The following is a 23,766-nucleotide window of genomic DNA, read 5'->3' as shown; positions in this document are numbered from 1 at the left end:
GGCGCTTGCGTGGCTTACGTTGCGCTGCGGGTACTGAAAGACCAGTCGAGGTAAGGTCCTAAGGCGTCAGTCCGCTCAGGGCCCTAAGCTGACCTGCGTAACCCCCCAAGTAGCCTGTCCAACTGCTCTCAAGAACGACGCCGATATGCAGACCTCACCATGCGGCAAGCCGCCACAAAGCCCATCCCGTTGAGGAATAGCCAGAGTGCCCCATATAGAAGCCTGATGAAAGTGGGCTCACTGGAGTAGATTGCTAAAGGACCTCGCTTGGGGTTGCCTGGCAGTACACCCGAATCAAGAAAGAAGATGACCCATGCGGCAAGAAAGGCAAGTGAAAGAGCGGCCAGCAACGTGCCAATTGCAACATCTCGCGTGCGCGAACTGATGATATTCAGTGCGCCTAGCCCGTAGATGAGGACTGGTGTACCTACCAACGCGAAGAAAATTAAGAGATGTGTAGGCACAGTTTCTCCGTCCGTTCTTGGCCGATGACTGTCATGCTGGCTCAGGCCCAGTGAGCACTTTGCAGACGTTTGCTTGGCGTGATGATTTCAGCAACTCTCAGATGCAACTTCGACGATCAGTCCCCATTGAAACGGATGTACAAAATCACAAACACGATGAATCCTATTGGGAGCACGTCCAGAATTCTCAGAAGCCAGCCGGGTGCTGTGTACTTTTCTGGGTTCCGTTTGAAATACCCCCCAATCCAAACGGCGTATGGAACTATGAAAAAGGCTTGTATGAACGCGACTCCGGTGGACAAAGCGGCAAAACTTTCCCCGTCGTCAATAAGACCCACGCCGGCACCCAGAAAGATAATGATGGTGGGCGAAAAGGCAACCATTGTCCACATCACAAACTTCAGGGCGTTATTCATACGTGCCTCCTTAGAGTCGTTGTGTCGAATGCCTCGAACGTCGGCTACTGGCCGGTGGCGTTCCTTGCGGTTTAGTCATTGTTGGCACTGAATGCCGGGGTCACGAAGATTCGTTTTTTGGAGATCCACCTTATACGATGATTTGCGCCTCGGATCCGATGACCAACTTTGCTCTCTTGCTATAGCAGTGATTCTTCCCTGTAGTCTTAAACTATCATGAAAATCAATGGTCAGATTGCTTTTAAGCTGATTTAGCCAAGGCGCGTCTCCGGCTTGCGGCGACCATGTTGCTTTTTCCGGGTCATAGATGAAGGCGACGTAGTACGCTCTATTGCAACGAAAATAGTTGGCCTTGTAATACGATCCAGACATGCTAAATATTGACACTAGCACAGGCTGATTCACGTCATTATCAATAGCAAGAAGCATCGGTCGAGCATCACCCGAATATCGATACTTCTTGCCTGCCCAATCGAATTCAATAGCGTGCTCATCAATCGGATGCCAACCTAAATCCATAGGGTTCCCTGAGTCCCCCGATATTGAATAGTCCTGCGATCGTTTAACCCAAATGGTCTCACCCGTATTTAGGGGTGCCTCTTCTTCCCAATTTGCTGTCTTGCTGCAACCGGTCAAGAGTGAAGCACTGGCAAGTGCCAATAAGACTTTGAGCATTCGCCTCAATCTGCCACCTCCCATAGTCACCATTTTTCCCGCCCCTAGTCTCTAACAAGAGCATGACGTTCATATTGGAATGTCCGCTTCTGGCCGATTGCTGAAGTCTAGCTTCCAGCTTGCAAGCTGCTACCCACCAAGATGGGAACACCCGCCGTAGGCACGGAACGGGCCGGGCTGCCCAAGTATTTTTCTGTCGCTCTGTCGACAGCTGTCCTCATGCTCGTGATTTAGCTTCCACATTGCACATCCGTTTGGAGCAGAGCCATGGTCGGGAAGCCAACCGCGCTGGAACGTAGCAGCAATGATTTGACAGATTTGAGCCGGAAGGTGCTCGCGCTCTACGACACCATCGGAAACACATACGAGAGATCACGGCGGGCTGATCCGTCCATTGCACAGAAACTCGCTCAAGAGCTGCGCCTGACGCCTGCTGGCAACTACCTCGATCTGGGATGTGGGACTGGCAATTACACCGTTGCCCTCAGCAGTTTGGGCGGGGAGTGGAGCGCCATCGATGTCTCCGAGACCATGCTGCGTCAAGCACGGGAAAAATCGAGGAACATTGCCTGGGTGCAGTCGAGTGCCGACGCCATTCCATTTCCAGATGCTGCGTTTGATGGCGCCATCTGCACACTGGCCATCCACCACTTCTCATCATTGAGATCGCCCTTCTGCGAAGTTCGCAGAACGCTTCGCTCGGGTGCGTTCGTCATCTTCACAGGCCTGGCAGAGCAGATGCGCGACTACTGGCTTTGCCACTACTTCCCGGAAATGATGGCTCGTTCCATCAAGAAGATGCCATCCAAGTCCCAGATTCGAGCGGCGCTGAACGAGGCAGGGTTCAAGTCGGTTGAGGTCACACCATTTTTCGTTACCAGCCAGCTTGAAGATATGTTCCTTTATTCGGGCAAACATCGTCCCGAGCTCTACCTGGAGCCGGCCGTTCGCGCCAACATCAGCTCTTTCGCCAATCTGGCCAACGCTGCAGAAGTTCAAGACGGGCTAGCCAAGTTGGAGGCGGATGTACTTAGTGGCGACTTCGCCTCGATCAAGGCCCGATACGCCTCGGAGGCTGGGGACTACGCGTTCATCACTGCGAGCATCCCAACCTGAACAAGCAGCGGCGGAAGATGCGATTGCCATCCCAGCTCTCCCCCATGTCGGCAGCGCCCCCAAAACCTGACGTTGATTCAACAAGAGCGCCGCCGTTCGGATGGCAGCTTTATGGCAAAGAACCTTGGCGCTTTTTGCGAGCGCGGATGGCGGCTCTCGCTGCGTAGTTGCCATTTGCAGTGAGAGGGCGGGGAGGCCGCAGCCGCACTCAAAAATCCGTCTCCCGAGCTTCCAGAATCAGCGAAGCAACCCGGGCGCCCTTGCAGTTCGCCTTGGCGCGCACGCGGCAATCGACATCTGGCTTGATAGCCAGGCGGCAGTGGTACTCAAGGCTGTCGGTCTCGCCAAGGTTGTGGCTCGGTATGCGGCGAGCCCATACACGCTTGCCGTCCACCTCCACGTTCAGTTCAAGCCAGCTCTCCCGGGCTTCCGGCAGCACATGCACCAGCAGGGTTGCATCAAGGTCGAAGGTGCGCTCGCGGCTCAGTGCGGCGGGAATCACCAGGGCGGCGACGGAGTCGGTGCCCGCGTCATACTTCCAATATTCCAGAGTCATGCGAAAAGTCTAAGGCCACAGCATCCCGCTTCCAACGCGCATGAAAACCTTCCGTATCCGGATTGATGGCCAGGCGGCTGAAGTGGAAGCCGACAGCGAGACCAGTTTGTTCGCTGCGATGACGCGGGCGGGAATGGCATGGCCGGTGTCCTGTCGCAACGGCACCTGTCGCACGTGCCTGGCTCGCTTGCTGCAGGGCCAGGTGCGCTACGAAATTCCGTGGCCGGGCCTGAGCGCTGAGGAAAAGTTGGAGGGCTATTGCCTGCCCTGCGTTGCCCGGCCCATGGCGGATGTGGTCATCGCCCCTGCTTGAGAATCGGGCGAAGCACGAACCCTTAAGCCGCTTCCACATGCAACCTCACCCCCAAAGCCCGCGCCACCTTGAGCACGGTCGCAAAGCTCGGGTTTCCCTCCGGGCTCAGCGCGCGATAGAGACTTTCACGGCTGAGTCCTGCGTCCTTGGCCACCTGCGTCATGCCTTTGGCGCGGGCGATATCACCCAGTGCACGGGCAATGCCCGCCGCGTCATCGGGTGCGTCGGTGAGCCAGGCGTCCAGGTAAGCGGCCATGTCCTCGGGCGTGCGCAGGTATTCGGTCACGTCGTAGGGGGTGGTCTTGGTGGTGGCGGTCTTGGGCATGGTGGTCACTCCTGGTAGCCCTGTGCCAGGGCGATGGCTTTGACAATGTCTTTGGTCTGGGTGGACTTGTCGCCACCGACCAGCAACAGCAGCAGCACGTTGCCTCGCTGCATGTAGTACACCCGGTAGCCGGGGCCAGCGTCGATCTTCAGTTCCGACACGCCGTCGGTGAGGTTCCGGTGCACGCCTGGGTTGCCATGAATCAGTCGATCGACACGGACCAGAATGCGGGCACGCGCCATGGGGTCTCGCAGGCCATTGATCCATCGGCGGTAGTCATCGGTCTGCTCGATACGCATCACGCGATTGTAGCCTGTGAGCTACACGTGTCAATGCTACCCCCGCCGGCTCAGCGCGGCTGCTGCGCCATGCGCGTCGGCGCGAACACGCTGCGCCCGAGCCAGCGCCAGAGCCGCTGCCCATTGCGCCCCGCGCCCTGCACCTTCAGGTCCCCCGACTGCATCTCGCGCTCCGGGGCGCTGTCGCCAGTCCAGATTTCGGTGAGCGCGCGCACGGTGGAGTCGACCAGCACGCTGACATCGTGGCCCGGGTCGTCGCGGCACAGGTCGGCCACGTGGTTTTCCACCACCAGCCACCAGAGCCGTTCGGTTGCGGGGCCATCGCTGAAGCGGAAGTGCACCACGGTGCGTTCGCCGTCGGGGAACTCATCAAGGTGCGCGAAGCGGCGGATGTCCCACATCAGAAAACCCGCGTCGAGCTGCTCGGGCCGCAGCCGGCTGCCGATCCAGCGCGCGCCCCAGTGGCCGATGCCCACCACGATCGGCCGCAGCTCCTCGCCCGCGGGCGTCAGGTGGTATTCCCAGTTCTTCTCGACACGGCGCCGATCCACCACGCCGATTTCTTCCAGCTTGCGCAGGCGCTGCGTCAGCAGCGTGGCCGACATGCGCGGCACGCCGCGGTGGATGTCGTTGAAGCGGTGGCTGCCGCACAGCAGTTCGCGCACCACCAGCGGCGTCCACAGTTCACCCAGCACCTCGGCGCCCCGAGCAACCGTACAGAACTGCATGTAGTCGATCATGCGGGCCAGTCTAGTCGTGTGCCGGCGGATCGCCTACTCCAGATTCTGGACTTGAGGGCACCCCGCATCGCACTTACCTTGACGACCGACCGTGCATGTCGCACCGGTCAAAACCCAAGGAGCAACGCCATGACCGAGACCCTTGTTTCCGCCCCTGCCGCCCCGGCTGTCTTTGACGCCGAGAAGTTTCGCCAGACCACGCGTGCGCAGTGGGAGAACACCGCCGAGGCCTGGAACCGATGGGGGCCCTTGCTGGCCCGCTGGCTCGGCCCGGCCACCGAGGCCATGCTGGACATGGCGGCTGTGGGCCCCGGTTCGCGCGTGCTCGATGTGGCGGCCGGCGCCGGCGAGCAAACCCTCGTGGCGGCGCGCCGGGCGGGTGCGCGCGGCCATGTGCTGGCCACCGACATCTCGCCCACGATTCTTCGCCATGCGAATGCGGCGGCCGAGCAGGCGGGGCTTGCGAACGTGGAGACCATGGAGCTCGATGGCGAGCGCCACGACCTGCTGCCCGGCGCTTCCTTCGATGCCGCGGTGTCGCGGGTGGGCCTGATCTATTTTCCGGACCAGCAACGCGCGCTGGCCGGCATTCGCCATGCGCTGAAGCCTGGCGGGCGTTTCGCCGCCGTGGTGTATTCCACCGCCGAGCGCAATCCGTTCTTTGCCTTGCCGGTGGGCATCATCCGGCGGCGCGCGCAGTTGCCGCCGCCGTTGCCGGGACAACCCGGGCCGTTCTCCCTGGGCGGCGAGGGCGTGCTGGCGAAGGCGCTGGAGCAAGCCGGCTTCCGGGATGTCGAGGTGCGCAAGGTCGATTCGCCCGTTCGCCTGCCCACGGCCGCCGAGTGTGTGCGCTTCGAGCGCGAGTCCTTTGGTGCCCTGCACCAGATGATGGCCGGCCTGAGCGAGGACGAACGCGCCGAAACGTGGGCAGAGATCGAGCAGGCGCTGGCCCGCTTTGAAACACCGGCAAATGGTTTCGTGGGGCCGTGCGAGATGCTGGTGGGGGCGGGGACGCGCTGAGAGGGCGGCCCCGCCGGGTGCAATGCCTTGACGCTCAGCGGGCCGACAGGAAGTCGGCCACTTCCAGCAGCACCAGCTCGTTGTCATCGGCCTTGTTGGGCTCGCGGCTGCTGGAGAACGGCAGGTTGTTATCGTTGCCCACCACGATGTGCCGCTCATCGACCATGTCGACGTTCTCGATGGTGAAGAAGGGGAAGGTCAGCACGCCGTTGTTCAGCGGCTTGCGGGCCAGCTTGTTGGGGTCGCTGATGTTCATGAGGTCGATGTAGCCGATCTTGCGCACCGGGCCGCCCACGTTGGCTTCGCTCAGCTCCACCTTGTAGACGCGCTTGAATTTGGCGAGGTCGTGGAAACAATCGGCGCGCTTGGTGGCTTCCGGGCAGGCCTTCTCGGCCGTGCCTTCGCCGTTGTCGCGCTCGATGATCAGGCCCTCGGTCGGGCTGATCATGTTGAAGTCGCCAATGGCGTGGTGGTTGGCTTCCAGCACGTATTTCCAGTGGCGGCCCGTCCATTGTTCGGTCTTCACATCAAACTCCAGCACGCGCAGGTAGTGCTTGCCGTCCACGGCTTCGGCGCCCTTGGTCGCCTCGTCGTAGAGCGCGCCTTCGAGCAGCGCATAGAGCTTGCTGCCGTCTTTCGATGCGGCCATGCCCTCGTAACCCTTGGAGCGACGCACCTGGAACTTCACTTCGCCGCCCGGGGCGCCGGGTGTGGTCACGGCCGGGTGGTCGGGCGAGCGAACCGCCTTGCCGTCCACCTGCGTCTCGAACACGGCCTGCACCTTGCCGTTCATGCCGGCCTTGATGAGATAGGGGCCGAATTCTTCGCCGATCCAGATCGATCCACCGGCAAACTGAAAGCTTTCCAGGTCGAAGTCGGAGCCGGTCAGGTAGCGCTTCTTGCTGCCTTCGTGCACCACGCGGAAGGGCACCTTCTTGTCCGGGTCGTGCAAGAAAACGGTTTTCAGGCGCGTGAACTGGCCGCTCTTGAAGTCGACCTTGTAGTGGTTGAGGTAGAGCCCGAAATCGGGCGAGTTGGCCTTGGAGCCGGCGCCGTTGTCGGTGAGGATCCAGAACGTGCCATCGGGCATTTTCTTGATGCCCGAGTGGCCCTGAACAGGCTGGCCTTTGAACGGCAGCGAAACGCCCGTGGGGCGGCCACCCGACATGCCTTCGACACTGCCGATCTTCTCGACCAGTTTGCCGGTGGTGAACTTGCCGCTGACCTGCAGGTCGGCCGGAGCGTCCTTGGGCGCGGCAATCACGGTTTGCGCGGGCAGCAAGGCGTGACCGGCGAGCGTGGCCGGGTGGGCGGTCTGGGCCTGGGCGGCAAAGCCCACGCTGGCAGCGGCCAGGGCGAGCAGGGCAGAGGTGTGCTTCATAAGGGGTGCTTTCGTAGGTGTCAGAAGACGTGCGCCACGCTCAGCGGGCGACGCGGGCCAGTTGCCCAGCTTGTCCGCTTGCCATGACGACGACGCGACACTTTCATGACGAAGGGTTGACGCCCTGCTACCGTGCGACCATTCGCAAACTCTCACCAACTCTGACAAAGGCCCACCATGCGCCGCTTCGTGCTCCCCGCCCTCCTGTTGCTCGCCGCTTCTGCTGTCGTGGCGGAAGAAATCGGCTCCGTCGACACCGTCTTCAAGTTCATCGGCCCGGACCACAAGATCGTGGTCGAGGCCTACGACGATCCGGGTGTGACCGGTGTCACCTGCTACATCTCGCGCGCCAAGACCGGTGGCATCAAGGGCGCGTTCGGCCTGGCCGAAGACAAATCGGAAGCGTCCATTGCCTGCCGGCAGGTCGGCCCCATTGCCATCGCCAAACCGGTCAAGGAACAGGAAGAAATCTTCAGCGAGCGCACCAGCCTGATCTTCAAGCGGCTGCGCATCGTGCGCATGGTCGATGCAAAACGCCACACGCTGGTCTACCTCACGTATTCCGACCGGGTGATTGAAGGTTCGCCGCAGAACTCGGTGACGGCCGTGCCGGTGGATCGCGCTACGCCGATTCCGCTGCGTTGAAGCGCGGAAACCTCGTGGCCTGGCCGGCGGGCAGACGGGTCATGGCCGCTTCAAACAAAGGCTGAGACAGCCAGTCTGAAAGCCAGGTCCTCAGGGCTGGCAACGGCAGTGCGCCAAACCAGGCGGGCTCTACCGCCGCGAACTGGCGCACGAACGGGAAGACGGCGATGTCCGTGGCGCAAGGGATTTCGCCGCCCAGCTGGGGCGAGACTTGCAACCGCGCTTCAAGTGGGATCAGGAGGGCTTGCACCGCCGCATCGCGGTGCAGCGCCCGGTCTGTTTCGTCGAAGCGCTCGGGGTATTTGTAGCGGTCCAGGTCGAGCTTGAAGCGGCCATCACAAACGCCGAGCAGTTCGATGTTGGCCGTGGTCTGCGACCGCTGCCACCGGCCTTCGGGGTCGTTCACGCCGAACGCCCATTGCATGATGTCCAGGCTTTGATCGATCACGCCGCCATCGGCGAGGGCAAGCACGGGCACCGTGCCCTTGGGCGACAGCGCAAGCATGGCCGCCGGCTTGTCGCGCAAGACAATTTCATGCGCGTCGAATTCGATGCCCGCCGCCAGCAACGCCATGCGCGCGCGCATGGCGTACGGGCAGCGACGGTAGCTGTAGAGCAGGGGTGCGGTGAGCGAGGTCATGACCTGTCATTACATCGCAATGGTGCCGTTCTGCCTGTAACCTCGACCCCCATGACATCTGACACCCAAGAACCCATTCACGAAGACCGTCTCTGGAGCGATGGCCCCTGGACCGCCCGCGTCATCAAGAACGAAGACGACGACGGCTGGGCCGTGGCCATGCACCTGGACGGCGCGACCGAGCCGGCGCTGGTGGGGCCCTGGACCATGGGCCGCGACAAGAAGAACCCCAAGCCGCTGGACACGGCGGCCTTCAACACGCTGGTGAAAACCGCCAAGGAAGTGATCCGGCGTTCCGAGCAGCAGCTGCATGCGCAGCTGAACAAGAACCTCACCGTCACGATGGACGGCCGCCGCATCCGGGTCGTCATGGCCATCGTGCCCGACGAAGAGGGCGCCACCGCCACCCTGAGCGCGCACGACGAATTCGATGCCGAGCTGGCCCGCGTGCCGGTGCCGCCCACCTTCAAGCTGACGGTGGACAGCGCGCAGGCCTGGATCGCTGCCGGCTTTGAGCGCCCGCGCTGAACCTCTGCGAAAATCCCCGGCATGAACGCGACCAACACCACCGAACTCATGCACACGCTCGGCCAGCAGGCCAAGGCGGCGTCGGCGCTCATGGCCAAGGCCAGCGCGGCCACCAAGCTGGCGGCGCTGCGCGGCCTGGCCGCCCTGCTGCGCGCAAACGTGGATGCCCTGCAGGTGGACAACGCGAAAGATCTGGAGCGCGCCCGCGCCAATGGCCTGAGTGAGCCCATGGTCGACCGCCTCAAGCTCACGCCCAAGGTCATCGAGACCTGCGCGCAGGGCTGCGAGCAGCTCGCGGCCATGCCCGACATCATTGGCGACATCACCGGCATGAAGCAGATGCCCAGCGGCATTCGCGTGGGCCAGATGCGCGTGCCCATCGGCGTGTTCGGTATGGTCTACGAGAGCCGGCCCAACGTCACCATCGAAGCCGCGTCGCTGTCCATCAAGAGCGGCAACGCCGCCATCCTGCGCGGCGGCTCGGAAGCCATCGAATCCAACCGCGCGCTGGCCGCGCTGGTGCAACGCGCGCTCACCGATGCCGGCCTGCCGGCCGATGCGGTGCAGCTCGTGCCCACCACCGACCGCGCCGCCGTGGGTCAGCTCATCACCATGCCGCAGTATGTGGACGTGATCATCCCGCGCGGTGGCAAGGGCCTCATCGAGCGCATCAGCGCCGAGGCCAAGGTGCCGGTCATCAAGCACCTGGACGGCAACTGCCACACCTACGTGGACGACCCCTGCGACATCGCCATGGCGGTGAAGGTGGCCGACAACGCCAAGACGCAGAAGTACAGCCCTTGCAACGCCACCGAGAGCCTGCTGGTGGCGCGCGGTGTGGCGGCTGATTTCCTGCCGAAGATCGGCGCCATTTATGCGGCCAAGGGCGTGGAAATGCGGGTGTGCGCCGCCTCGCGCGCGCTGCTGGCGGGACTGACAGGTGCCAACCTGAAGGACGCTACCGAAGCGGACTGGTCCGAGGAATACCTGGCACCGGTCATCAGCATCAAGGTGGTGGAGGACGTGGACGAAGCGATTCGCCACATCAACCACTACAGCAGCCACCACACCGACGCCATCCTTACCACCGACCACATTCACGCCCAGCGCTTCCTGCGCGAGGTAGATTCGGCCAGTGTGATGGTGAATGCGAGCACCCGCTTCGCAGATGGTTTTGAATTCGGCCTGGGCGCCGAAATCGGCATTTCCACCGACAAGTTCCACGCCCGTGGGCCGGTCGGCGTGGAGGGCCTGACTTCGCTGAAGTACGTGGTGCTGGGCGAGGGCGAAGTGCGCGGCTGACTTCACATCTGGAGGAGCTTGGCCATGTGCCGGAACATCAAAACCCTGTTCAACTTCGAGCCGCCTGCCACCGAGCTGGAGATCCGCGATGCCTCGCTTCAGTTCGTGCGCAAGTTGAGCGGCTTCAATGTGCCTTCTCAGGCGAACGAGGCTGCATTTGACCGCGCGGTGGAACAGGTGGCTGCGACGGCGCGGGAGCTGATGGCCTCGCTGCGCACCACAGCCGAGCCGCGCAACCGCGACGTGGAAGCGGCCAAGGCCCGGGCCCGATCAGCGGCCCGATTCGGCACGCCGGGCTGACGATCAGCGGCGGCCCGGCCACTCGGTGCCGCCCTCGCCCTCGAACACCGCACGCAGCAGATTGCCAGCCTGAGATGCCAAGGCGAGCAGGCCCCAGATCATGGGCCACGGACTCGCCCGCGTGGGCCGCATGCCTCCATCCCACCACCAGGCAAAACCGCCGGCCAGGGTGAACAGGGCGCCCAGCAGCAGGAACACGACCATCAGCAGCACCCGCAGGCCGGTGCTCTCGGGTGGGCGCAGCACGCTGGCCCAGGCGGCCAGCGCGGTGATGAAGGCGAGAAAAGTCATGTTCAAGGCTCCGGGGTGGCCTGATTGTGGGTGAAATGCGCTCCGGACCGCCTTGAAATGGCCGTCATCCGGCCCCATTACACTGACTGCCTCCCCCACCAGTCGTACCCCACCCTCCTATGGTTCCGCACCTCGTCACCGCCTTGACTGGCCCCATCAACGAGCTCGAGCAGCGAATCCTCGAGTCCACGCCGGTGATCGAGCGCTGGTTCCGGCTGGAGTGGATGGAGCACACGCCGCCGTTCTACAGCTCGGTGGACGTGCGAAACGCCGGCTTCAAGCTGGCGCCGGTCGACACCAATCTGTACCCCGGTGGCTGGAACCACCTCACGCCCGAAATGCTGCCGCTGGCGGTGCAGGCGGCCATGGCCGCCATCGAGAAGATCTGCCCCGAGGCCAAGAACCTGCTGCTGGTGCCCGAGAACACCAAGGACATCTTCTACCTGAGCAACCTGGCGCAGCTGCAGCGCATCTTCTACATGGCCGGGCTCAATGTGCGCCTGGGTTCCATCTCCAACGACATCAAGGCGCCCACCACCATTGAGCTGCCCGGTGGCGAAAAGGTGGTGCTGGAGCCGCTGATCCGCAGCAAGCGCCGCCTTGGTCTGAAGAACTTCGACCCCTGCACCATCCTGCTCAACAACGATCTGAGCGCCGGCGTGCCCGGCATTCTGGAAGACCTGCACGAGCAGTACCTGCTGCCGCCGCTGCATGGTGGCTGGGGCACGCGGCGCAAGAGCCATCACTTCAAGGCTTACGAAGAAGTGTCCAAGCGCTTCGGCAAGCTGCTCGGCATGGACCACTGGCTCATCAACCCCATGTTCAACCAGTGCGGCCAGGTCGACTTCAACACCGACGCCGGGCTGGATTGCCTGCGCACCAACACCGATGCGCTGCTCGGCAAGATTCGCCGCAAGTACAAGGAATACGGCATCAACGAGAAGCCGTTCGTGGTGGTCAAGGCCGACAACGGCACGGGTGGCATGGGCATCCTGACCGTGCGCGACGCCAAGGACATCGACAACCTCTCCGCCAGGACCAAGGCCCGCATGGCCGAGACCAAGGGCGGCCAGGAAGTGCACGAGGTCATCATTCAGGAAGGCGTGCTGACCAACGAGCGCATCAACAGCGCGGTGGCCGAGCCGGTCGTCTACATGATGGATCGGTATGTGGTCGGCGGCTTCTACCGCGTGCATGCCGACCGTGGCGTGGACGAAAACCTGAACGCCCCCGGTTCCAGCTATGTGCCGCTGGCTTTCGAGCAGAGCGCGCAGCTGCCGCAACCCGGTGTGAAGCCCGGTGCCAGCGTGCCGAACCGCTTCTATATGTATGGCGTGATCGGCCGCCTGGCCATGCTGGCCGCCAGCTACGAGCTGGAAGCCACCGACCCCGACGCCGAGGTTTACGAGTAAGTTGCTGCAGCGCAACATTTTCTGTGAGCGCGCTGGTTTAGACCGCTGAGCCCACAGACAAGCCCGGTGGCCGGGCGCAAAATCGCGTTCCCCCGACAACCGAACCCCGTGCCGACAGGCCGGGGTTGTTTTGTGTCAGTTTCCAAGTCGTCACTAGCTGCGCTCACCCTGGGCGCCATTGGCGTGGTGTATGGCGATATCGGCACCAGCGTGCTGTACGCCGTCAAAGAGGTGTTTGGCTCTGGCCACGTGCCGTTCACCCACGCCAACGTCTACGGGATCCTCTCGATCCTGTTCTGGACGCTCACCGTCATCGTCTCGCTCAAGTACGTCTCGCTCGTGCTGCGCGCCGACAACAACGGCGAAGGCGGGCTTATTGCCATGCTGGCACTCGCCTCCATCGCCGTGAAAGACCGCCCTGCGCTGCGCCAGGGCCTGCTGGCCGTGGGCATCTTCGGCACTGCGCTGTTTTATGGCGATGGCGTCATCACGCCGGCCATCTCGGTGCTTTCCGCGGTGGAAGGTCTGGAGGTGATCTCGCCGCATTTCAAGCACTACGTGGTGCCCATCACGCTGGTGGTGCTGTTCGCCCTGTTTGCGGTGCAGAAACGCGGCACCACCGGCATTGGCCGCTTCTTCGGCCCCATCACCCTCGTCTGGTTCCTCACCATCGCGGTGCTCGGCGTGGTGCAGATCATCGACCACCCCGAAATCCTGGGCGCGCTCAGCCCGCTGCACGCGCTGCGATTCATGTGGGAACAGCCCGGCACCACCTTCATCATTCTGGGCGCGGTGGTGCTGTGCGTCACTGGCGCCGAAGCGCTCTACGCCGACCTGGGCCACTTCGGCAAGCGGCCGATCCGCCTGGCGTGGTTCCTGGTGGTCATGCCTTGCCTCACGCTGAATTATTTTGGCCAGGGCGCGCTGCTGCTGGCACGGCCCGAGGCGGTGAAGAACCCGTTCTTCAACATGGCGCCCGAGTGGATGCTGCTGCCGCTCGTGATCCTGGCCACCATGGCCACGGTGATCGCCTCGCAGGCCTTGATCACCGGCGCATTCAGCGTCACCAAACAAGCCATCCAGCTCGGCTATCTGCCGCGCCTCAAGGTGCAGCACACCAGCGTGCGGCACACCGGCCAGATCTACATCCCGTTCGTGAACTGGGGGCTGTTCGTTGCCATCGTGCTCGCCGTCGTCATGTTCAAGTCCTCCACCAACCTCGCGGCCGCCTACGGCATCGCGGTCACGCTGGACATGCTCATCACCACGGTGCTCACGTTCTACGTGATCCGCTACAGCTGGAGGTACCCGCTGTGGATGTGCCTGGCCGCCACTGGCTTCTTCTTCATGGTCGACCTGGCGTTCTTCAGCTCCAACCTGCTCAAGCTTTTCGCGGGCGGTTGGTTCCCGCTGCTGATTGGTGGCGCGGTGTTCACACTCATGATGACCTGGAAGCGCGGCCGCGCGCTCATGGCCGAGAAGCAGCACAGCGAGTCGATCGAACTCGCCAGTTTTCTCGATGCCTTGTTCGTTGCGCCGCCTGTTCGGGTGGAAGGCACGGCCGTGTTTCTGACCGCCGAACTGGGCACCGTGCCCAACGCCATGCTGCACAACCTCAAGCACAACAAGGTGCTGCACGAGCAGAACCTGTTTGTGACCGTGCGCAGCCACGAAGTGCCGTGGATCGGGCTGGAGAAACGCCTGCAGATCGAGCCGCTGGGGCACGACTGCTGGCAGGTGGTGGTGAACTACGGCTTCAAGAACGACCTGGATCTGCCCGAGGCACTGGAAGCCTTGCGCGGTCGCGGCTGCGAAGTCGGCCCCATGACCACCAGCTACTTCCTCTCCCGCGATGTGGTGGTGCCCACCATCGGCAGCGGCATGGCGCCCTGGCGGGAAAAGCTGTTCGCGCAGATGCACCACAACGCGAGCGGCGCGGCTGAATTCTTGAACTTGCCGAGCAATGCGGTGATCGAGCTGGGGTCGAAAGTCGAGATCTGAAGGAAGGCGCGTCGCCGGGCACAATCGCGCGATGTCGTTTTTTCGAGATGTCAACCTCTCCGCCGCCACCGCCGGTTTCGTGGCCGTGCTGGTGGGCTTCACCAGTTCGGTGGCCATCGTCTTCCAGGCCGCGCAGGCTTTTGGCGCCACCCCGGCGCAGATCACTTCGTGGATGTGGGCGCTGGGGCTGGGCATGGGCCTGTGCTCGGCGGTTCCCTCGCTGATCCTGCGCCAGCCGGTCATGGTGGCCTGGAGCACGCCGGGCGCGGCGGTTCTGGCCACGGCGGGGCTGGCGGGTGGTTTCACCATGGCCGATGCGGTGGGTGCCTTCCTCATCAGTGCCGCGCTGATCGTGCTGGTGGGCGCCACCGGCTGGTTCGAGCGCGTGATGAACCGCATACCCATGGCCATTGCGGCCGCCCTGCTGGCCGGTGTGCTGGCGCGCTTCGGCCTGCAGGCTTTCGACGCGGCGAAAACCGAGCTCGCCCTGGTGGTGCTGATGCTGCTCGCCTACCTGCTCGGCCGGCGCGTGCTGCCGCGTTATGCGGTGCCCATCACGCTGCTGGTGGGCGTGGTCTGGGTGGTGGCGCATGGCCAGTTCAATGCGGCGGCCGTGTCGTTCGAGCTGGCCATGCCGGTGTTCACCCTGCCTGCCTTCAGCCTGGCCGCCTTCACCAGCCTGGCACTGCCGCTGTTCGTGGTCACCATGGCTTCGCAGAACTTGCCCGGTGTGGCGGCCATCCGCGCGGCGGGCTACGACATGCCGATCTCTCGCATCATCACCCTGAGCGGCGTGGCGACCCTGGTGCTCGCGCCCTTCGGCGCATTCGCGCTCAACCTCAGCGCCATCACCGCCGCCATCTGCATGGGCCCGGAGGCCCACGCCGACCGCGACAAGCGCTACACCGCCGCCGTGGTGTGTGGCGCCTTGTATGTGCTCATCGGCCTGTTCGGCGCCGCCATCACCGGGCTGCTGATCGCCTTCCCGCGTGAACTCGTCATGGCCATTGCCGGCATCGCCTTGCTGGGCAGCATCGGTGGCGGTCTGCACGCCGCGCTGAAAGACGAAGCGCACCGCGAGGCCGCGCTCATCACCTTTCTCGTCACGCTCAGCGGCGTGGTCATTGCCGGCATCGGCTCGGCCTTCTGGGGCGTGGTGGCCGGCGCGGTTGCGCTGTTTGTGCAACAGTACGGGCTCAAATCCTCGAAGCCATCCGAATGAAAAAGATCCTCATCGTCGCCGACCCGCTCGAGTCCTTCAAGATTTACAAGGACACCACCTTCGCCATGATGCGCGAGCTGCAGAAGCGCGGCCACGCGCTGGCCACCTGCGAGCCCGAGCAGATGCAGTGGCAAAGCGGCCACCCGGTTACCGCGCTGGTGCGGCATGTGACCCTCACGGGCGATGCCCACGCCTGGTTCAAAACCACCGCAGAAGTGCGCGACCCGCTGCACAGCTTCGACGCCGTGCTCATGCGCAAGGACCCCCCCTTCGACAGCGAATTCTTCTACGCCACCCACCTGCTGGAACAGGCCGAGCGCGAGGGCGCGCGCGTGTTCAACAGCCCCCGCGCACTGCGCGATCACCCGGAAAAACTCGCGCTCATGGAGTTCGCCGCCTTCGCGCCGCCCACGCTGGTGACGCGCCTGCCAGCCGCCATCCGCGCCTTCCACGCCGAACACAAGGACATCATCTTGAAGCCACTCGACGGCATGGGTGGCATGGGCATCTTCCGCGTGGGCGCGGATGGCATGAACCTCGGCTCCATCATCGAGACGCTGAACCAGGGCGGCAGCACCAGCGTGATGGTGCAGCGCTACCTGCCGCAGATCGTGGACGGCGACAAACGCCTTCTCGTGATTGGCGGTGTCGCCGCGCCTTTCTGCCTGGCGCGCATTCCGCAAGGCAACGAAATCCGCGGCAACCTGGCCGCTGGCGGCAAGGGCGTGGCCTTGCCGCTCTCCGAGGGCGACTGGGCGATTGCCAAAGCCATCGGCCCCAAGCTGGCCGAGCGCGGTCTGCTGCTCGTGGGGCTCGACGTGATCGGCGACAAGGTGACCGAGATCAACGTGACCAGCCCGACCTGCTTCCAGGAGATTCAGCAGCAGACCGGCTTCGACGTGCCGGCCATGTTTGTCGATGCGCTGGAGAAGGCGCTCGCATGACCGACGCCGTGCCGCCGGTCGAGCAACCGCGCAACCCGCTCCACGGCAAGACCCTGGAGTCCATCGTCGCGGCGCTGGTTGATCACTACGGCTGGGACGGGCTGGGTGAGCGCATCCCGGTGCGCTGCTTCAACCTCGATCCCAGCATCGCGTCCAGCCTGCGGTTTCTGCGCAAGACGCCGTGGGCACGCGAGAAGGTAGAGGGCTTGTACCTGTTCATGCTGCGTGAGGAGCGGCGCGCGGGGCGGGGGTGAGCCGCCGCGTCAGCGGCAGATGCGGTAGGGCCCCTGGTCCAGGTGAAAGTGGTCGCGGTGCGCCGCGTTGTAGTCTGGCCCCAGCGTTCCCTTGAAAAACTGGCAGGCGCCGTCGCGCACGTTGCGCAGGAAAGCGGCTTCCGGCCCCTCGCCCTCCCAGTGGTTCACCAGGCTGATCTGGCGCCCGTCGCGCAGCCGGAAGCCCGCCACGTCGAACGCATTGGCGCTGGCGTGCTGGCTGCGCCGCTCGCCTTCGCCTCGCGCACCACGCACATTGCGGCACGCGTAGCTGCCGAAGTGCTCGACACGCGCCACCGGCTGGCCAAAGTGCGTTTGCGCTGCGGGCTGCAGCGCATGCCGCTCCCACATCTTCAGCGACAAAGCCGCGCCGCAGGTGAGCGTGAACGCCGGGGTGAAGCGCGCATCGTCCACGCGAACGGCATCCTCCCAGCCACAGCCATCACCCGTGTCGTTGTCGGGCGCGGGCGTGTGTTTCAACGTCGACCCGACCAATGCAGCGCTGCACAGCGCCGGGTCGGCGGCGGTGCGATCCAGCTTGTAGCGGGTGAGCCAGTTCGGTGGCTCGGCCACATCCAGCGCGGCCCACGGGTTCCAGTGCGGTGGCACCACGATGCGGCCGCTGTGCACAGCCCAGATTGCGATGCCTGCGGCGAATAGGAGTAGGGCCAGCAGGTAGCGAATCATTCATGGGTGGAGGGCGGTGCGCATTGGTTAGTTCAATGCGATCGAGGCCTTCCGCTCTTTCGCGCGCTCTGAGCGCGCCGGGTGGTGCACGCTGGACGGACGTTCGTTTCCACAAACTGCGCATGCGAACCTCTTCTCATGCAGGGTCGGTTGCGCTGGCGACAATCCGTCGCCCACCGGCATCCACGCTGGCGCTGCACCACCTTGTCGATATTTACGCTCTTCAGAAGAACCCAAAGCGCTGCTGCAGAAGACAGCGCCGCAGCCCGTTGTGTGTGTCAGCCCTCGTCTGCGCCGGTGCGAGAGACGCCGTTTGAAGAGATGACACGGCTGACGGGGCCGTACGACCATGAAACGGTGTCACTGGCCAGGTGCAAGGCCTGCAGCGGCATCTTCCTGTTCTACGCATCGCTGGTGCAGGACGAGCACTGGCAGTACTGGTGCCCCATCGATCCGGCAGAGCGCGATCTGCTTCTGGAGGAAGACGACCTTTGGGATCCCCAACGGTCGATCCACGCACGTGCCCTGCTCGAGCAACATGGGTACCTCCTGTTCGATCCGGCCGGAAAATTCGAATGGGTAGCGCCTGGTCGTGCGGTGTCAGAAGGCACGCCGTGGTGACAAAGAGCGGCGCGGGAGTTTGACCCTCCGAAACATCTGAAAACACTATTTCAGCGTCGATGGTGCAGACTGGGCGCCGTTCCGTTTTTCGACAGCGAGTTGCTCGCCCAACCAGGTAGTTTCATGAATTTCCTTCCCCTCGTTTTCACGCTCAGCGCCGTGGCGTTCGCCCCCATGGCCGCCGTGGCACAGGCGCCTGCCTCCCAGCCGACCGCCAAACCCGCTTCCAAGCCTGCAGCAAAGCCTGCGGCAAAACGCGCACCGCTGGCTCGCTCTGCGGCCAAAGCCGTGGAAGAAATGACGCCGATCGATGAGCATTCGGACGTGATGCTCACGGAAGCGGATCTCGCCGTGGCCCAGCGGGTTTACGTGGGGAGCATTCCCTGTGAGCTGGGCGCATCCGTGGAGATAACCCCCGCCAAACGGCAGGGATTTTTTCTGGTGCAGGTCAAGAGTGTGCGCAACGCCCGCTACTACATGCACCCGGTGGAAAGCCGCACTGGCGCCATCCGTCTGGAAGACCCCAAGCGCGGCGCGCTCTGGCTGCAGCTGGGCAACAAGTCGATGCTCATGAGCCAGAAGCTGGGCGCTCGGGTGGCCGATGAATGCATGAGCCCCGAACAGCTGACCCTGGCCGATGAGATGAAAAGAAACCCGCCCAAGGGTCTGCTGGACCCGCTCGATCCACCTGGCACCATGCCGCCCGCGCCAGCGGCCATGGCCAGGTAGGTGGTTCAGGGACGGTGATTCGGAGACGGCGAGAGGACCAGCGCAATCACGCCCGCCACCAGGCCCGCGCCCAGAATCCAGGCAGGAATGAGCGCGCCGGTTGAGAAGATTGAGTCCATGGAAGCTCCTTTCAGGCAGGCTTGCTGCCGGGTTGAACGATAAGGACTGAATTGGGGCAATCAGCATGCCCAGTGGGATGCGGCGTCGTCTCCGTCCTACACAGAGCTGGCGCGGCGGCTGACGTGTGCCAGCAAACACGTCCCCTACGATGACACCGTCAGCAAATCACCAGGAGCATTTCATGAACACCGTCATTTACATCGTGGGTCTGATCGTCGTCGTGGGTTTCATTCTGAGCTTCTTCGGCCTTCGCTGAACCTCGTTTCCATCGTTCATCGTGGCCCGGCGCGCAGGCGCGCCTTGGCCAGTTCGATGAACGCACGGGTTTTCATGGGCGGTTCGTGCTTGCCGGGCCACGCCGCATAGAGAAAGACCTGCGGCAGCTTCACGTTGGGCAACAGCCGCACCAGTTGACCCGTGGCCACTTCGTGTTCCACCACCAGGCTGGGCGCACCAAACACACCGGCTCCTGCAAGAGCCAGTGCGCGCCCACCGGCCGTGCTTGATGTGCTCAAAAACCGTTTCAGCTGCACCGACTGCTTGCCATCGCGCGTGCGCACCAGCCAAGGCTGCGGAATGGGCGTGAACGCTATCCACGCATGCGAGGCCAGCCCCGCCAGCTGCTTCGGCATTCCACGTTCCTTCACATAGTCTGGCGAAGCCACACACCACACATCGAAGGTGGCCAGCGGTGCCGCGCGCAGACTGGAATCGCGCCGGCCAGTGGCGCGCACACTCAGGTCCATCCCCTCGGCCACCAGATCCACCAGATGGTCGCTTGGGCGGTATTCAACCTGCATGCCCGGGTGCAACCGCACGTATTCCGCGATCACCGGCGCCACCCAGGTTGCTGTGATGTCGGAAGACGTGAGGCGCAGCACGCCGGTCAACTGGGCCGCCTGCCCACGGGTCTTCTCCGCCACACGCTGAGCCTGGTCCAGCAGGGCGCGCGCGTCTGCCAGCAGCGCTTCTCCGCTCTCGGTGAGCGTCTGCCGCCGCGTGGACCGGTGCAACAGCTGCACGCCCAGTTCGCGCTCCAGCGCGGCCACATGCTGGCTCGCGGCCGATTTCGTGATGGCCAGATGCTCGGCGGCGCGCGTGAAGCTGCCGGTGGTGCACACAGCCACAAAAGCTTCGAGGTGGGTCAGTTTCATTTGTCCAGTTTCACTGAACAATCAATTTTCGTAAAGGTGGTTTTTCCGAACAGGGAACAGGGGCACGATGCGGGCACCTCATCACTTTCATCGGAAGGAACTCACCATGTACGTTCTCCTCGGCTCCAGCGGCCAGATCACCACCCAGCTTGCACACCGGCTTCTCGGCGCAGGGCACGACGTGCGCATCGTCGGCCGCAACCGAAACGCGCTGACCGCGCTTGAGAAGGCCGGTGCGCAACTCGCCGTGGGCGACCCCGGCGACGCCGCGTTCCTGGAGCGCGCGTTCACCGGCGCCACCGCCGCCTACACCATGACCCCACCCTGCTACTCGGAGCCCGACATGCGCGCTGCGCAGGACCGCGTCGGGTCGGCCATTGCAGAAGCGCTGCGCAAGGCGCGCGTCCCCCGTGTGGTCAACCTCTCCAGCGTGGGGGCCGAACTGGCCGAAGGCACCGGGCCCATCGCCGGCCTGCATGCGCAAGAGCAGCGTCTGGCCGGCATGAGCGAGGTGCTGCACCTGAGGCCGGGGTCGTTCATGGAAAACTACCTGGCCGCGTTGCACCCGGTCGTGGCGGCGGGTGTGCTGCCCGGGCTGGAGACGGCAGACGCCACCGTTCCCCTGGTGGCCACGCGCGACATCGCCGCAGTGGCGGCGCGCGAGCTCACGCAACCCCAGCGAAACGGTGTGCTGATTCTTCACGCGCCACAACACGCTACACCCCGAAAGGTGGCGGCGGTGCTGGGCGAGGCCATCGGCCAACCCGGCATGCCCTATGTGCAGACTTCCGCAGAAGAAATGAAGGCCGTGCTGCTGGCACAGGGCTTTTCCAGCGATGCGGCCGACCAGCTGGAAGCGCTGGCCCGCTGGCTCTCGACTTCCCCACTGGCTTCGGTGTCCGCTGCACCGGTCGAAGTTCAGCCCACCACGCTGGAGATGTTTGCGCGCGACACCTTTGCCCCAGCCTGCAACGCCATCAGAACACCCGTGTTGCAGGCATGAAAAAACCGCCCCGAGGGGCGGTTTTTCAAGAGGGAGGGCGCGTCAGGTCTTGGCGCGGATGGTCTTGATGGCGCGGTCATGGGTGGCCTTTGCATCGGCCTTGCACACCTTCTCGGCATCGCCCTTCTGGTCTTCGCATTTTTCCTTGGCGACGTCGTAGGCGGCGTCCGCCTTGATTTCCTCGACCTTGCGGGCATTGTCGGCGGTGGGCTTGTACTTGTTCTCCAGCTCGGCCTTCTCCACCTTTTCCTTGCCCTCGGCCTCTTCCTCGCACACGTCCTTGGCGTTGGCCTTCAGGTCGTCGCAAGACTTCTTGGCAGTCTTGTAGTTCATCTCCGTGCGCTCTTTGGCCGCGTCGTATTCGGCTTTGGTCATCGACTGTGCGGATGCAAAAGCGGATGCGGCGCAGAGTGCGACGGCAGTCAGGGTCTTCATGTACATGGTGTTGACTCCAGGTGGTTTCGAGAGCCCACATCTTCAGCCCGCTGCGGTGGCGGTTTCGTAGGAAAAACGCGTCGGGCCTTGTAGGACAAAGCGTAGCGCTCGCCACCCAAAATCCTCGACCCCCAGACGCTCCGTTGTCCTACAGCATCATGCCCGTGCTCAATGCAACCTAGGGCATGGACATTCCACCGAACATTCACGCCTGGCAGAAGGCCGAGGCTGAGCTGGCGGACATCGAGCGTGCATTCCGAGCCATGTCTGCAGACCTTTCTGCAACCGACCGCGAAAGGGTGACGAAGCAACTTGCGGCGTTGAGAGCGGCGCGGCTGCGCGTTCGATTGCTGTTTGAAGAGATCATGAGCGAGAGTGCCTGGATCGTGGAGCGGCTGGCTGCAACCGACCGGCTTCGCATTGTGCAGAGCACACCTCCGCCACAGCCGGACCCAGACCGCTGGGTGTCGTGAACCGCGCCTGAACGTCAGGCGAGCCTCACAACTTCTCGGTCTCCCCGACCTTCGGTTGCCACTTCATCAGCCGCTTCTCGATCTTGCCCACCACCGCATCGAGCACCAGCGCAAACAGCGTGAGCACCACGATGCCGGCCATGACGGTGTTGATGTCGAAGCTGCCTTCGGCCTGCAGGATGAGGTAGCCCACACCCTGGCTCGAGCCGAGGTATTCGCCCACCACCGCGCCCACAAAGGCCAGGCCCACGCTGGTGTGCAGGGAGCTGAAGACCCAGCTCGTGGCGCTGGGCAGATACACATGGCGCAGCAGCTGGCGCTGGCTGGCGCCGAGCATGCGGGCGTTGGCCAGAATCACGGGGCTCACTTCCTTCACGCCCTGGTAGACGTTGAAGAACACGATGAAGAACACCAGCGTCACGCCCAGCGCCACCTTGCTCGCTATGCCCAGGCCGAACCACACGGCGAAGATCGGCGCCAGGATGATGCGCGGCATGGAGTTCATGGCCTTGATGTAGGGCTCCAGAATCGCCGACGCCATGGGGCTGAGCGCGAGCCACAGGCCACCCAGCAGGCCACCGATGGCACCAATGGCAAAGGCGAGCAGCGTCTCCGTGAGCGTCACGCCCAGGTGCTGGTAGATGTCGGCGTCGGTGACGAACCAGGTCCAGATGCGCTCCGCCACGCGCACCGGTTCGCCGAAGAAGAAGGCGGCCTGGCGGTCGTTGTCGAACATGAAGGGCGTGATGAGCCCCGGCGTGGTCATCACGTACCAGAACGCAATCAGCGCCACCAGCAGGCCCACTTGCCACAGGCGCAGCGTGCTGGGCTGCGGTTTGATCAGCTTCCACATCTCGTTCAGGCCGCTTTCTGCAGTTGCTGCTGGTAACCCTTGAGCACTTCTTCCCGCATCACGGACCAGATGGCGGCGTGCAGTTCGACGAAGCGCCGGGTGGTCTTGATCTCGGCCACGTCGCGCGGGCGCGGAATGTCGATGATGAATTCACCGATCGGGTGGCTGGCCGGGCCGGCACTCAGGATGATCACGCGGTCGCTCATGGCGATGGCTTCATCCAGGTCGTGCGTGATGAACAGCACCGCCTTTTTCTTGGCGGCCCACAGGTCCAGCACTTCGTTCTCCATCAACTGGCGTGTCTGGATGTCGAGTGCGGAGAAGGGCTCGTCCATCAGGATGATGTCGGGGTCGAGCACCAGCGTCTGCGCCAGGCTGGCGCGCTTGCGCATGCCGCCGCTCATCTGGTGCGGGTAGCGGTCGCCAAAACCGCCCAGGCCCACGCGGCGCAGCCATTCCTCGGCCTGCGCTTTCGCCTCGGCCTCGGCCACGCCCCGGAACGACAAGCCCGCCATCACGTTGCCCAGCGCGGTGCGCCAGGGCATGAGGCTCTCGGTTTGAAACATGTAGCCGGCGCGGGTGTTGATGCCATTCAGCGTTTCGCCGAACACCTTCACCGTGCCGGTGCTGGGCGCCAGCAGGCCGGCGGACACGTTCAGCAGCGTGCTCTTGCCGCAGCCGGTGGGGCCCACCACGCTCACGAACTCGCCCGCGCCCACGGTCAGCGTCACGTTGCTCACGGCGGTGTAGCGCTGACCGGGGTCGTCCTTGCTGATGAATGTGCAGGCAACACCCTGCAGGTCGATCGCGGGGCTCGTCGAACTCACGT

The 23,766-nt window shown here is 63.6% G+C and carries 30 protein-coding genes; 16 read left to right on the top strand and 14 right to left on the bottom strand.

The window, feature by feature from the left end; all coding sequences use genetic code 11:
• Window positions 1–580: 580 nt before the first annotated feature.
• Together CAP37_RS18440 and CAP37_RS21605 are read right to left on the bottom strand one after the other, a co-directional pair.
• The gene (locus CAP37_RS18440; protein ID WP_086125706.1) at window positions 581–880 is read right to left on the bottom strand and encodes a hypothetical protein; all 300 of its coding nucleotides are present in this window, start codon (window positions 878–880) and stop codon (window positions 581–583) included.
• Between the two features lie 75 nt (window positions 881–955).
• Complete coding sequence (locus CAP37_RS21605; protein WP_143435979.1) at window positions 956–1,555, bottom strand: hypothetical protein; 600 nt, start codon at window positions 1,553–1,555, stop codon at window positions 956–958.
• A 267-nt stretch (window positions 1,556–1,822) separates the two neighbouring features.
• On the opposite strand from CAP37_RS21605, the gene CAP37_RS18435 reads away from it, so the two are divergent.
• On the top strand, window positions 1,823–2,671 hold the full coding sequence (locus CAP37_RS18435) for a class I SAM-dependent methyltransferase (RefSeq protein ID WP_086125705.1): 849 nt from the start codon (window positions 1,823–1,825) through the stop codon (window positions 2,669–2,671).
• A gap of 208 nt (window positions 2,672–2,879) precedes the next feature.
• Here CAP37_RS18435 and CAP37_RS18430 read toward each other — a convergent pair whose 3' ends face one another.
• On the bottom strand, window positions 2,880–3,227 hold the full coding sequence (locus CAP37_RS18430; RefSeq protein ID WP_086125704.1) for a hypothetical protein: 348 nt from the start codon (window positions 3,225–3,227) through the stop codon (window positions 2,880–2,882).
• 40 nt (window positions 3,228–3,267) lie between these two features.
• On the opposite strand from CAP37_RS18430, the gene CAP37_RS18425 reads away from it, so the two are divergent.
• Window positions 3,268–3,540, top strand: a complete 273-nt coding sequence (locus tag CAP37_RS18425; protein WP_086125703.1) for a 2Fe-2S iron-sulfur cluster binding domain-containing protein — start codon at window positions 3,268–3,270, stop codon at window positions 3,538–3,540.
• A gap of 22 nt (window positions 3,541–3,562) precedes the next feature.
• On the opposite strand, the gene CAP37_RS18420 is transcribed toward CAP37_RS18425, so the two are convergent.
• Genes CAP37_RS18420 through CAP37_RS18410 form a run of 3 tightly spaced genes read right to left on the bottom strand, consistent with a single transcriptional unit; the run spans window position 3,563 to window position 4,904 of the window.
• Complete coding sequence (locus CAP37_RS18420; protein ID WP_086125702.1) at window positions 3,563–3,865, bottom strand: addiction module antidote protein; 303 nt, start codon at window positions 3,863–3,865, stop codon at window positions 3,563–3,565.
• 5 nt (window positions 3,866–3,870) lie between these two features.
• Window positions 3,871–4,164, bottom strand: coding sequence for a type II toxin-antitoxin system RelE/ParE family toxin (locus CAP37_RS18415; protein WP_086125701.1), 294 nt, complete (start codon window positions 4,162–4,164; stop codon window positions 3,871–3,873).
• Between the two features lie 50 nt (window positions 4,165–4,214).
• Window positions 4,215–4,904: a helix-turn-helix domain-containing protein gene (locus CAP37_RS18410; protein ID WP_086125700.1), complete on the bottom strand. Its 690-nt coding sequence runs from the start codon at window positions 4,902–4,904 to the stop codon at window positions 4,215–4,217.
• Between the two features lie 129 nt (window positions 4,905–5,033).
• On the opposite strand from CAP37_RS18410, the gene CAP37_RS18405 reads away from it, so the two are divergent.
• Window positions 5,034–5,924 (top strand): class I SAM-dependent methyltransferase, encoded by an 891-nt coding sequence (locus CAP37_RS18405; protein WP_086125699.1) that lies wholly within the window; start codon window positions 5,034–5,036, stop codon window positions 5,922–5,924.
• 34 nt (window positions 5,925–5,958) lie between these two features.
• Here the strand turns inward: CAP37_RS18405 and CAP37_RS18400 are convergent, their stop codons facing one another.
• A complete protein-coding gene (locus tag CAP37_RS18400; protein ID WP_086125698.1) occupies window positions 5,959–7,305 on the bottom strand; it encodes an esterase-like activity of phytase family protein in 1,347 nt (448 codons plus the stop codon).
• Window positions 7,306–7,482: 177 nt separating this feature from the next.
• Between CAP37_RS18400 and CAP37_RS18395 the strand changes: the two genes are divergently transcribed.
• Complete coding sequence (locus tag CAP37_RS18395) at window positions 7,483–7,950, top strand: CreA family protein (protein WP_086125697.1); 468 nt, start codon at window positions 7,483–7,485, stop codon at window positions 7,948–7,950.
• On the opposite strand, the gene CAP37_RS18390 is transcribed toward CAP37_RS18395, so the two are convergent.
• Window positions 7,928–8,590 (bottom strand): glutathione S-transferase, encoded by a 663-nt coding sequence (locus CAP37_RS18390; protein ID WP_086125696.1) that lies wholly within the window; start codon window positions 8,588–8,590, stop codon window positions 7,928–7,930. The genes CAP37_RS18395 and CAP37_RS18390 overlap by 23 nt on opposite strands.
• Before the next feature lie 51 nt (window positions 8,591–8,641).
• On the opposite strand from CAP37_RS18390, the gene CAP37_RS18385 reads away from it, so the two are divergent.
• The 3 genes from CAP37_RS18385 to CAP37_RS18375 are packed head-to-tail and all read left to right on the top strand — an operon-like array spanning window position 8,642 to window position 10,720.
• On the top strand, window positions 8,642–9,118 hold the full coding sequence (locus CAP37_RS18385; protein WP_086125695.1) for a hypothetical protein: 477 nt from the start codon (window positions 8,642–8,644) through the stop codon (window positions 9,116–9,118).
• 21 nt (window positions 9,119–9,139) lie between these two features.
• Window positions 9,140–10,420: a glutamate-5-semialdehyde dehydrogenase gene (locus tag CAP37_RS18380; RefSeq protein ID WP_086125694.1), complete on the top strand. Its 1,281-nt coding sequence runs from the start codon at window positions 9,140–9,142 to the stop codon at window positions 10,418–10,420.
• 24 nt (window positions 10,421–10,444) lie between these two features.
• Window positions 10,445–10,720 carry a DUF2277 domain-containing protein gene (locus CAP37_RS18375; protein ID WP_086125693.1) on the top strand — a complete coding sequence of 92 codons (276 nt, stop codon included), beginning with the start codon at window positions 10,445–10,447 and terminating at the stop codon, window positions 10,718–10,720.
• A 3-nt stretch (window positions 10,721–10,723) separates the two neighbouring features.
• Here CAP37_RS18375 and CAP37_RS18370 read toward each other — a convergent pair whose 3' ends face one another.
• Window positions 10,724–11,011, bottom strand: a complete 288-nt coding sequence (locus tag CAP37_RS18370; protein WP_086125692.1) for a hypothetical protein — start codon at window positions 11,009–11,011, stop codon at window positions 10,724–10,726.
• 119 nt (window positions 11,012–11,130) lie between these two features.
• Here CAP37_RS18370 and gshA point away from each other — a divergent pair, with 119 nt between their 5' ends.
• From gshA to CAP37_RS18345, 5 genes are all read left to right on the top strand, one after another.
• Window positions 11,131–12,423 carry a glutamate--cysteine ligase gene (gene gshA / locus CAP37_RS18365; protein WP_086125691.1) on the top strand — a complete coding sequence of 431 codons (1,293 nt, stop codon included), beginning with the start codon at window positions 11,131–11,133 and terminating at the stop codon, window positions 12,421–12,423.
• Window positions 12,424–12,555: 132 nt separating this feature from the next.
• Window positions 12,556–14,424, top strand: a complete 1,869-nt coding sequence (locus tag CAP37_RS18360; RefSeq protein ID WP_086125690.1) for a potassium transporter Kup — start codon at window positions 12,556–12,558, stop codon at window positions 14,422–14,424.
• A gap of 31 nt (window positions 14,425–14,455) precedes the next feature.
• A complete protein-coding gene (locus CAP37_RS18355; RefSeq protein ID WP_086125689.1) occupies window positions 14,456–15,646 on the top strand; it encodes a benzoate/H(+) symporter BenE family transporter in 1,191 nt (396 codons plus the stop codon).
• Window positions 15,643–16,590, top strand: a complete 948-nt coding sequence (gene gshB, locus CAP37_RS18350; protein ID WP_086125688.1) for a glutathione synthase — start codon at window positions 15,643–15,645, stop codon at window positions 16,588–16,590. The genes CAP37_RS18355 and gshB overlap by 4 nt, the downstream gene beginning before the upstream one ends.
• The gene (locus CAP37_RS18345; RefSeq protein ID WP_086125687.1) at window positions 16,587–16,844 is read left to right on the top strand and encodes a VF530 family DNA-binding protein; all 258 of its coding nucleotides are present in this window, start codon (window positions 16,587–16,589) and stop codon (window positions 16,842–16,844) included. Before gshB ends, CAP37_RS18345 begins: the two co-directional genes overlap by 4 nt.
• A 9-nt stretch (window positions 16,845–16,853) precedes the next feature.
• Here the strand turns inward: CAP37_RS18345 and CAP37_RS18340 are convergent, their stop codons facing one another.
• Entirely contained in the window at window positions 16,854–17,549 is a 696-nt protein-coding gene (locus CAP37_RS18340) for an extensin family protein (RefSeq protein WP_086125686.1), read from the bottom strand.
• A 321-nt stretch (window positions 17,550–17,870) separates the two neighbouring features.
• Between CAP37_RS18340 and CAP37_RS18335 the strand changes: the two genes are divergently transcribed.
• Together CAP37_RS18335 and CAP37_RS18330 are read left to right on the top strand one after the other, a co-directional pair.
• Window positions 17,871–18,170, top strand: coding sequence for a hypothetical protein (locus CAP37_RS18335; protein WP_086125685.1), 300 nt, complete (start codon window positions 17,871–17,873; stop codon window positions 18,168–18,170).
• Between the two features lie 123 nt (window positions 18,171–18,293).
• Window positions 18,294–18,899 carry a hypothetical protein gene (locus CAP37_RS18330; protein WP_086125684.1) on the top strand — a complete coding sequence of 202 codons (606 nt, stop codon included), beginning with the start codon at window positions 18,294–18,296 and terminating at the stop codon, window positions 18,897–18,899.
• 392 nt (window positions 18,900–19,291) lie between these two features.
• Here CAP37_RS18330 and CAP37_RS18325 read toward each other — a convergent pair whose 3' ends face one another.
• A complete protein-coding gene (locus tag CAP37_RS18325; protein WP_086125683.1) occupies window positions 19,292–20,173 on the bottom strand; it encodes a LysR family transcriptional regulator in 882 nt (293 codons plus the stop codon).
• A gap of 106 nt (window positions 20,174–20,279) precedes the next feature.
• On the opposite strand from CAP37_RS18325, the gene CAP37_RS18320 reads away from it, so the two are divergent.
• Window positions 20,280–21,176 carry an NmrA family NAD(P)-binding protein gene (locus CAP37_RS18320; RefSeq protein ID WP_179190279.1) on the top strand — a complete coding sequence of 299 codons (897 nt, stop codon included), beginning with the start codon at window positions 20,280–20,282 and terminating at the stop codon, window positions 21,174–21,176.
• Window positions 21,177–21,218: 42 nt separating this feature from the next.
• On the opposite strand, the gene CAP37_RS18315 is transcribed toward CAP37_RS18320, so the two are convergent.
• Entirely contained in the window at window positions 21,219–21,617 is a 399-nt protein-coding gene (locus tag CAP37_RS18315) for a hypothetical protein (protein WP_086125681.1), read from the bottom strand.
• A 179-nt stretch (window positions 21,618–21,796) separates the two neighbouring features.
• Here CAP37_RS18315 and CAP37_RS18310 point away from each other — a divergent pair, with 179 nt between their 5' ends.
• The gene (locus tag CAP37_RS18310) at window positions 21,797–22,084 is read left to right on the top strand and encodes a hypothetical protein (protein ID WP_086125680.1); all 288 of its coding nucleotides are present in this window, start codon (window positions 21,797–21,799) and stop codon (window positions 22,082–22,084) included.
• 25 nt (window positions 22,085–22,109) lie between these two features.
• On the opposite strand, the gene CAP37_RS18305 is transcribed toward CAP37_RS18310, so the two are convergent.
• Both CAP37_RS18305 and CAP37_RS18300 read right to left on the bottom strand, forming a co-directional pair.
• Complete coding sequence (locus CAP37_RS18305) at window positions 22,110–22,937, bottom strand: ABC transporter permease (protein WP_086125679.1); 828 nt, start codon at window positions 22,935–22,937, stop codon at window positions 22,110–22,112.
• A 5-nt stretch (window positions 22,938–22,942) separates the two neighbouring features.
• Window positions 22,943–23,764, bottom strand: a complete 822-nt coding sequence (locus tag CAP37_RS18300; RefSeq protein ID WP_086125678.1) for an ABC transporter ATP-binding protein — start codon at window positions 23,762–23,764, stop codon at window positions 22,943–22,945.
• Window positions 23,765–23,766: the final 2 nt, after the last annotated feature.

The organism is Hydrogenophaga sp. IBVHS1 (assembly GCF_002127265.1).
GTDB lineage: Bacteria > Pseudomonadota > Gammaproteobacteria > Burkholderiales > Burkholderiaceae_C > Hydrogenophaga.
Note: the sequence above shows the minus strand (reverse complement) of the source record. Positions and strands in the feature narration are given on the sequence as shown.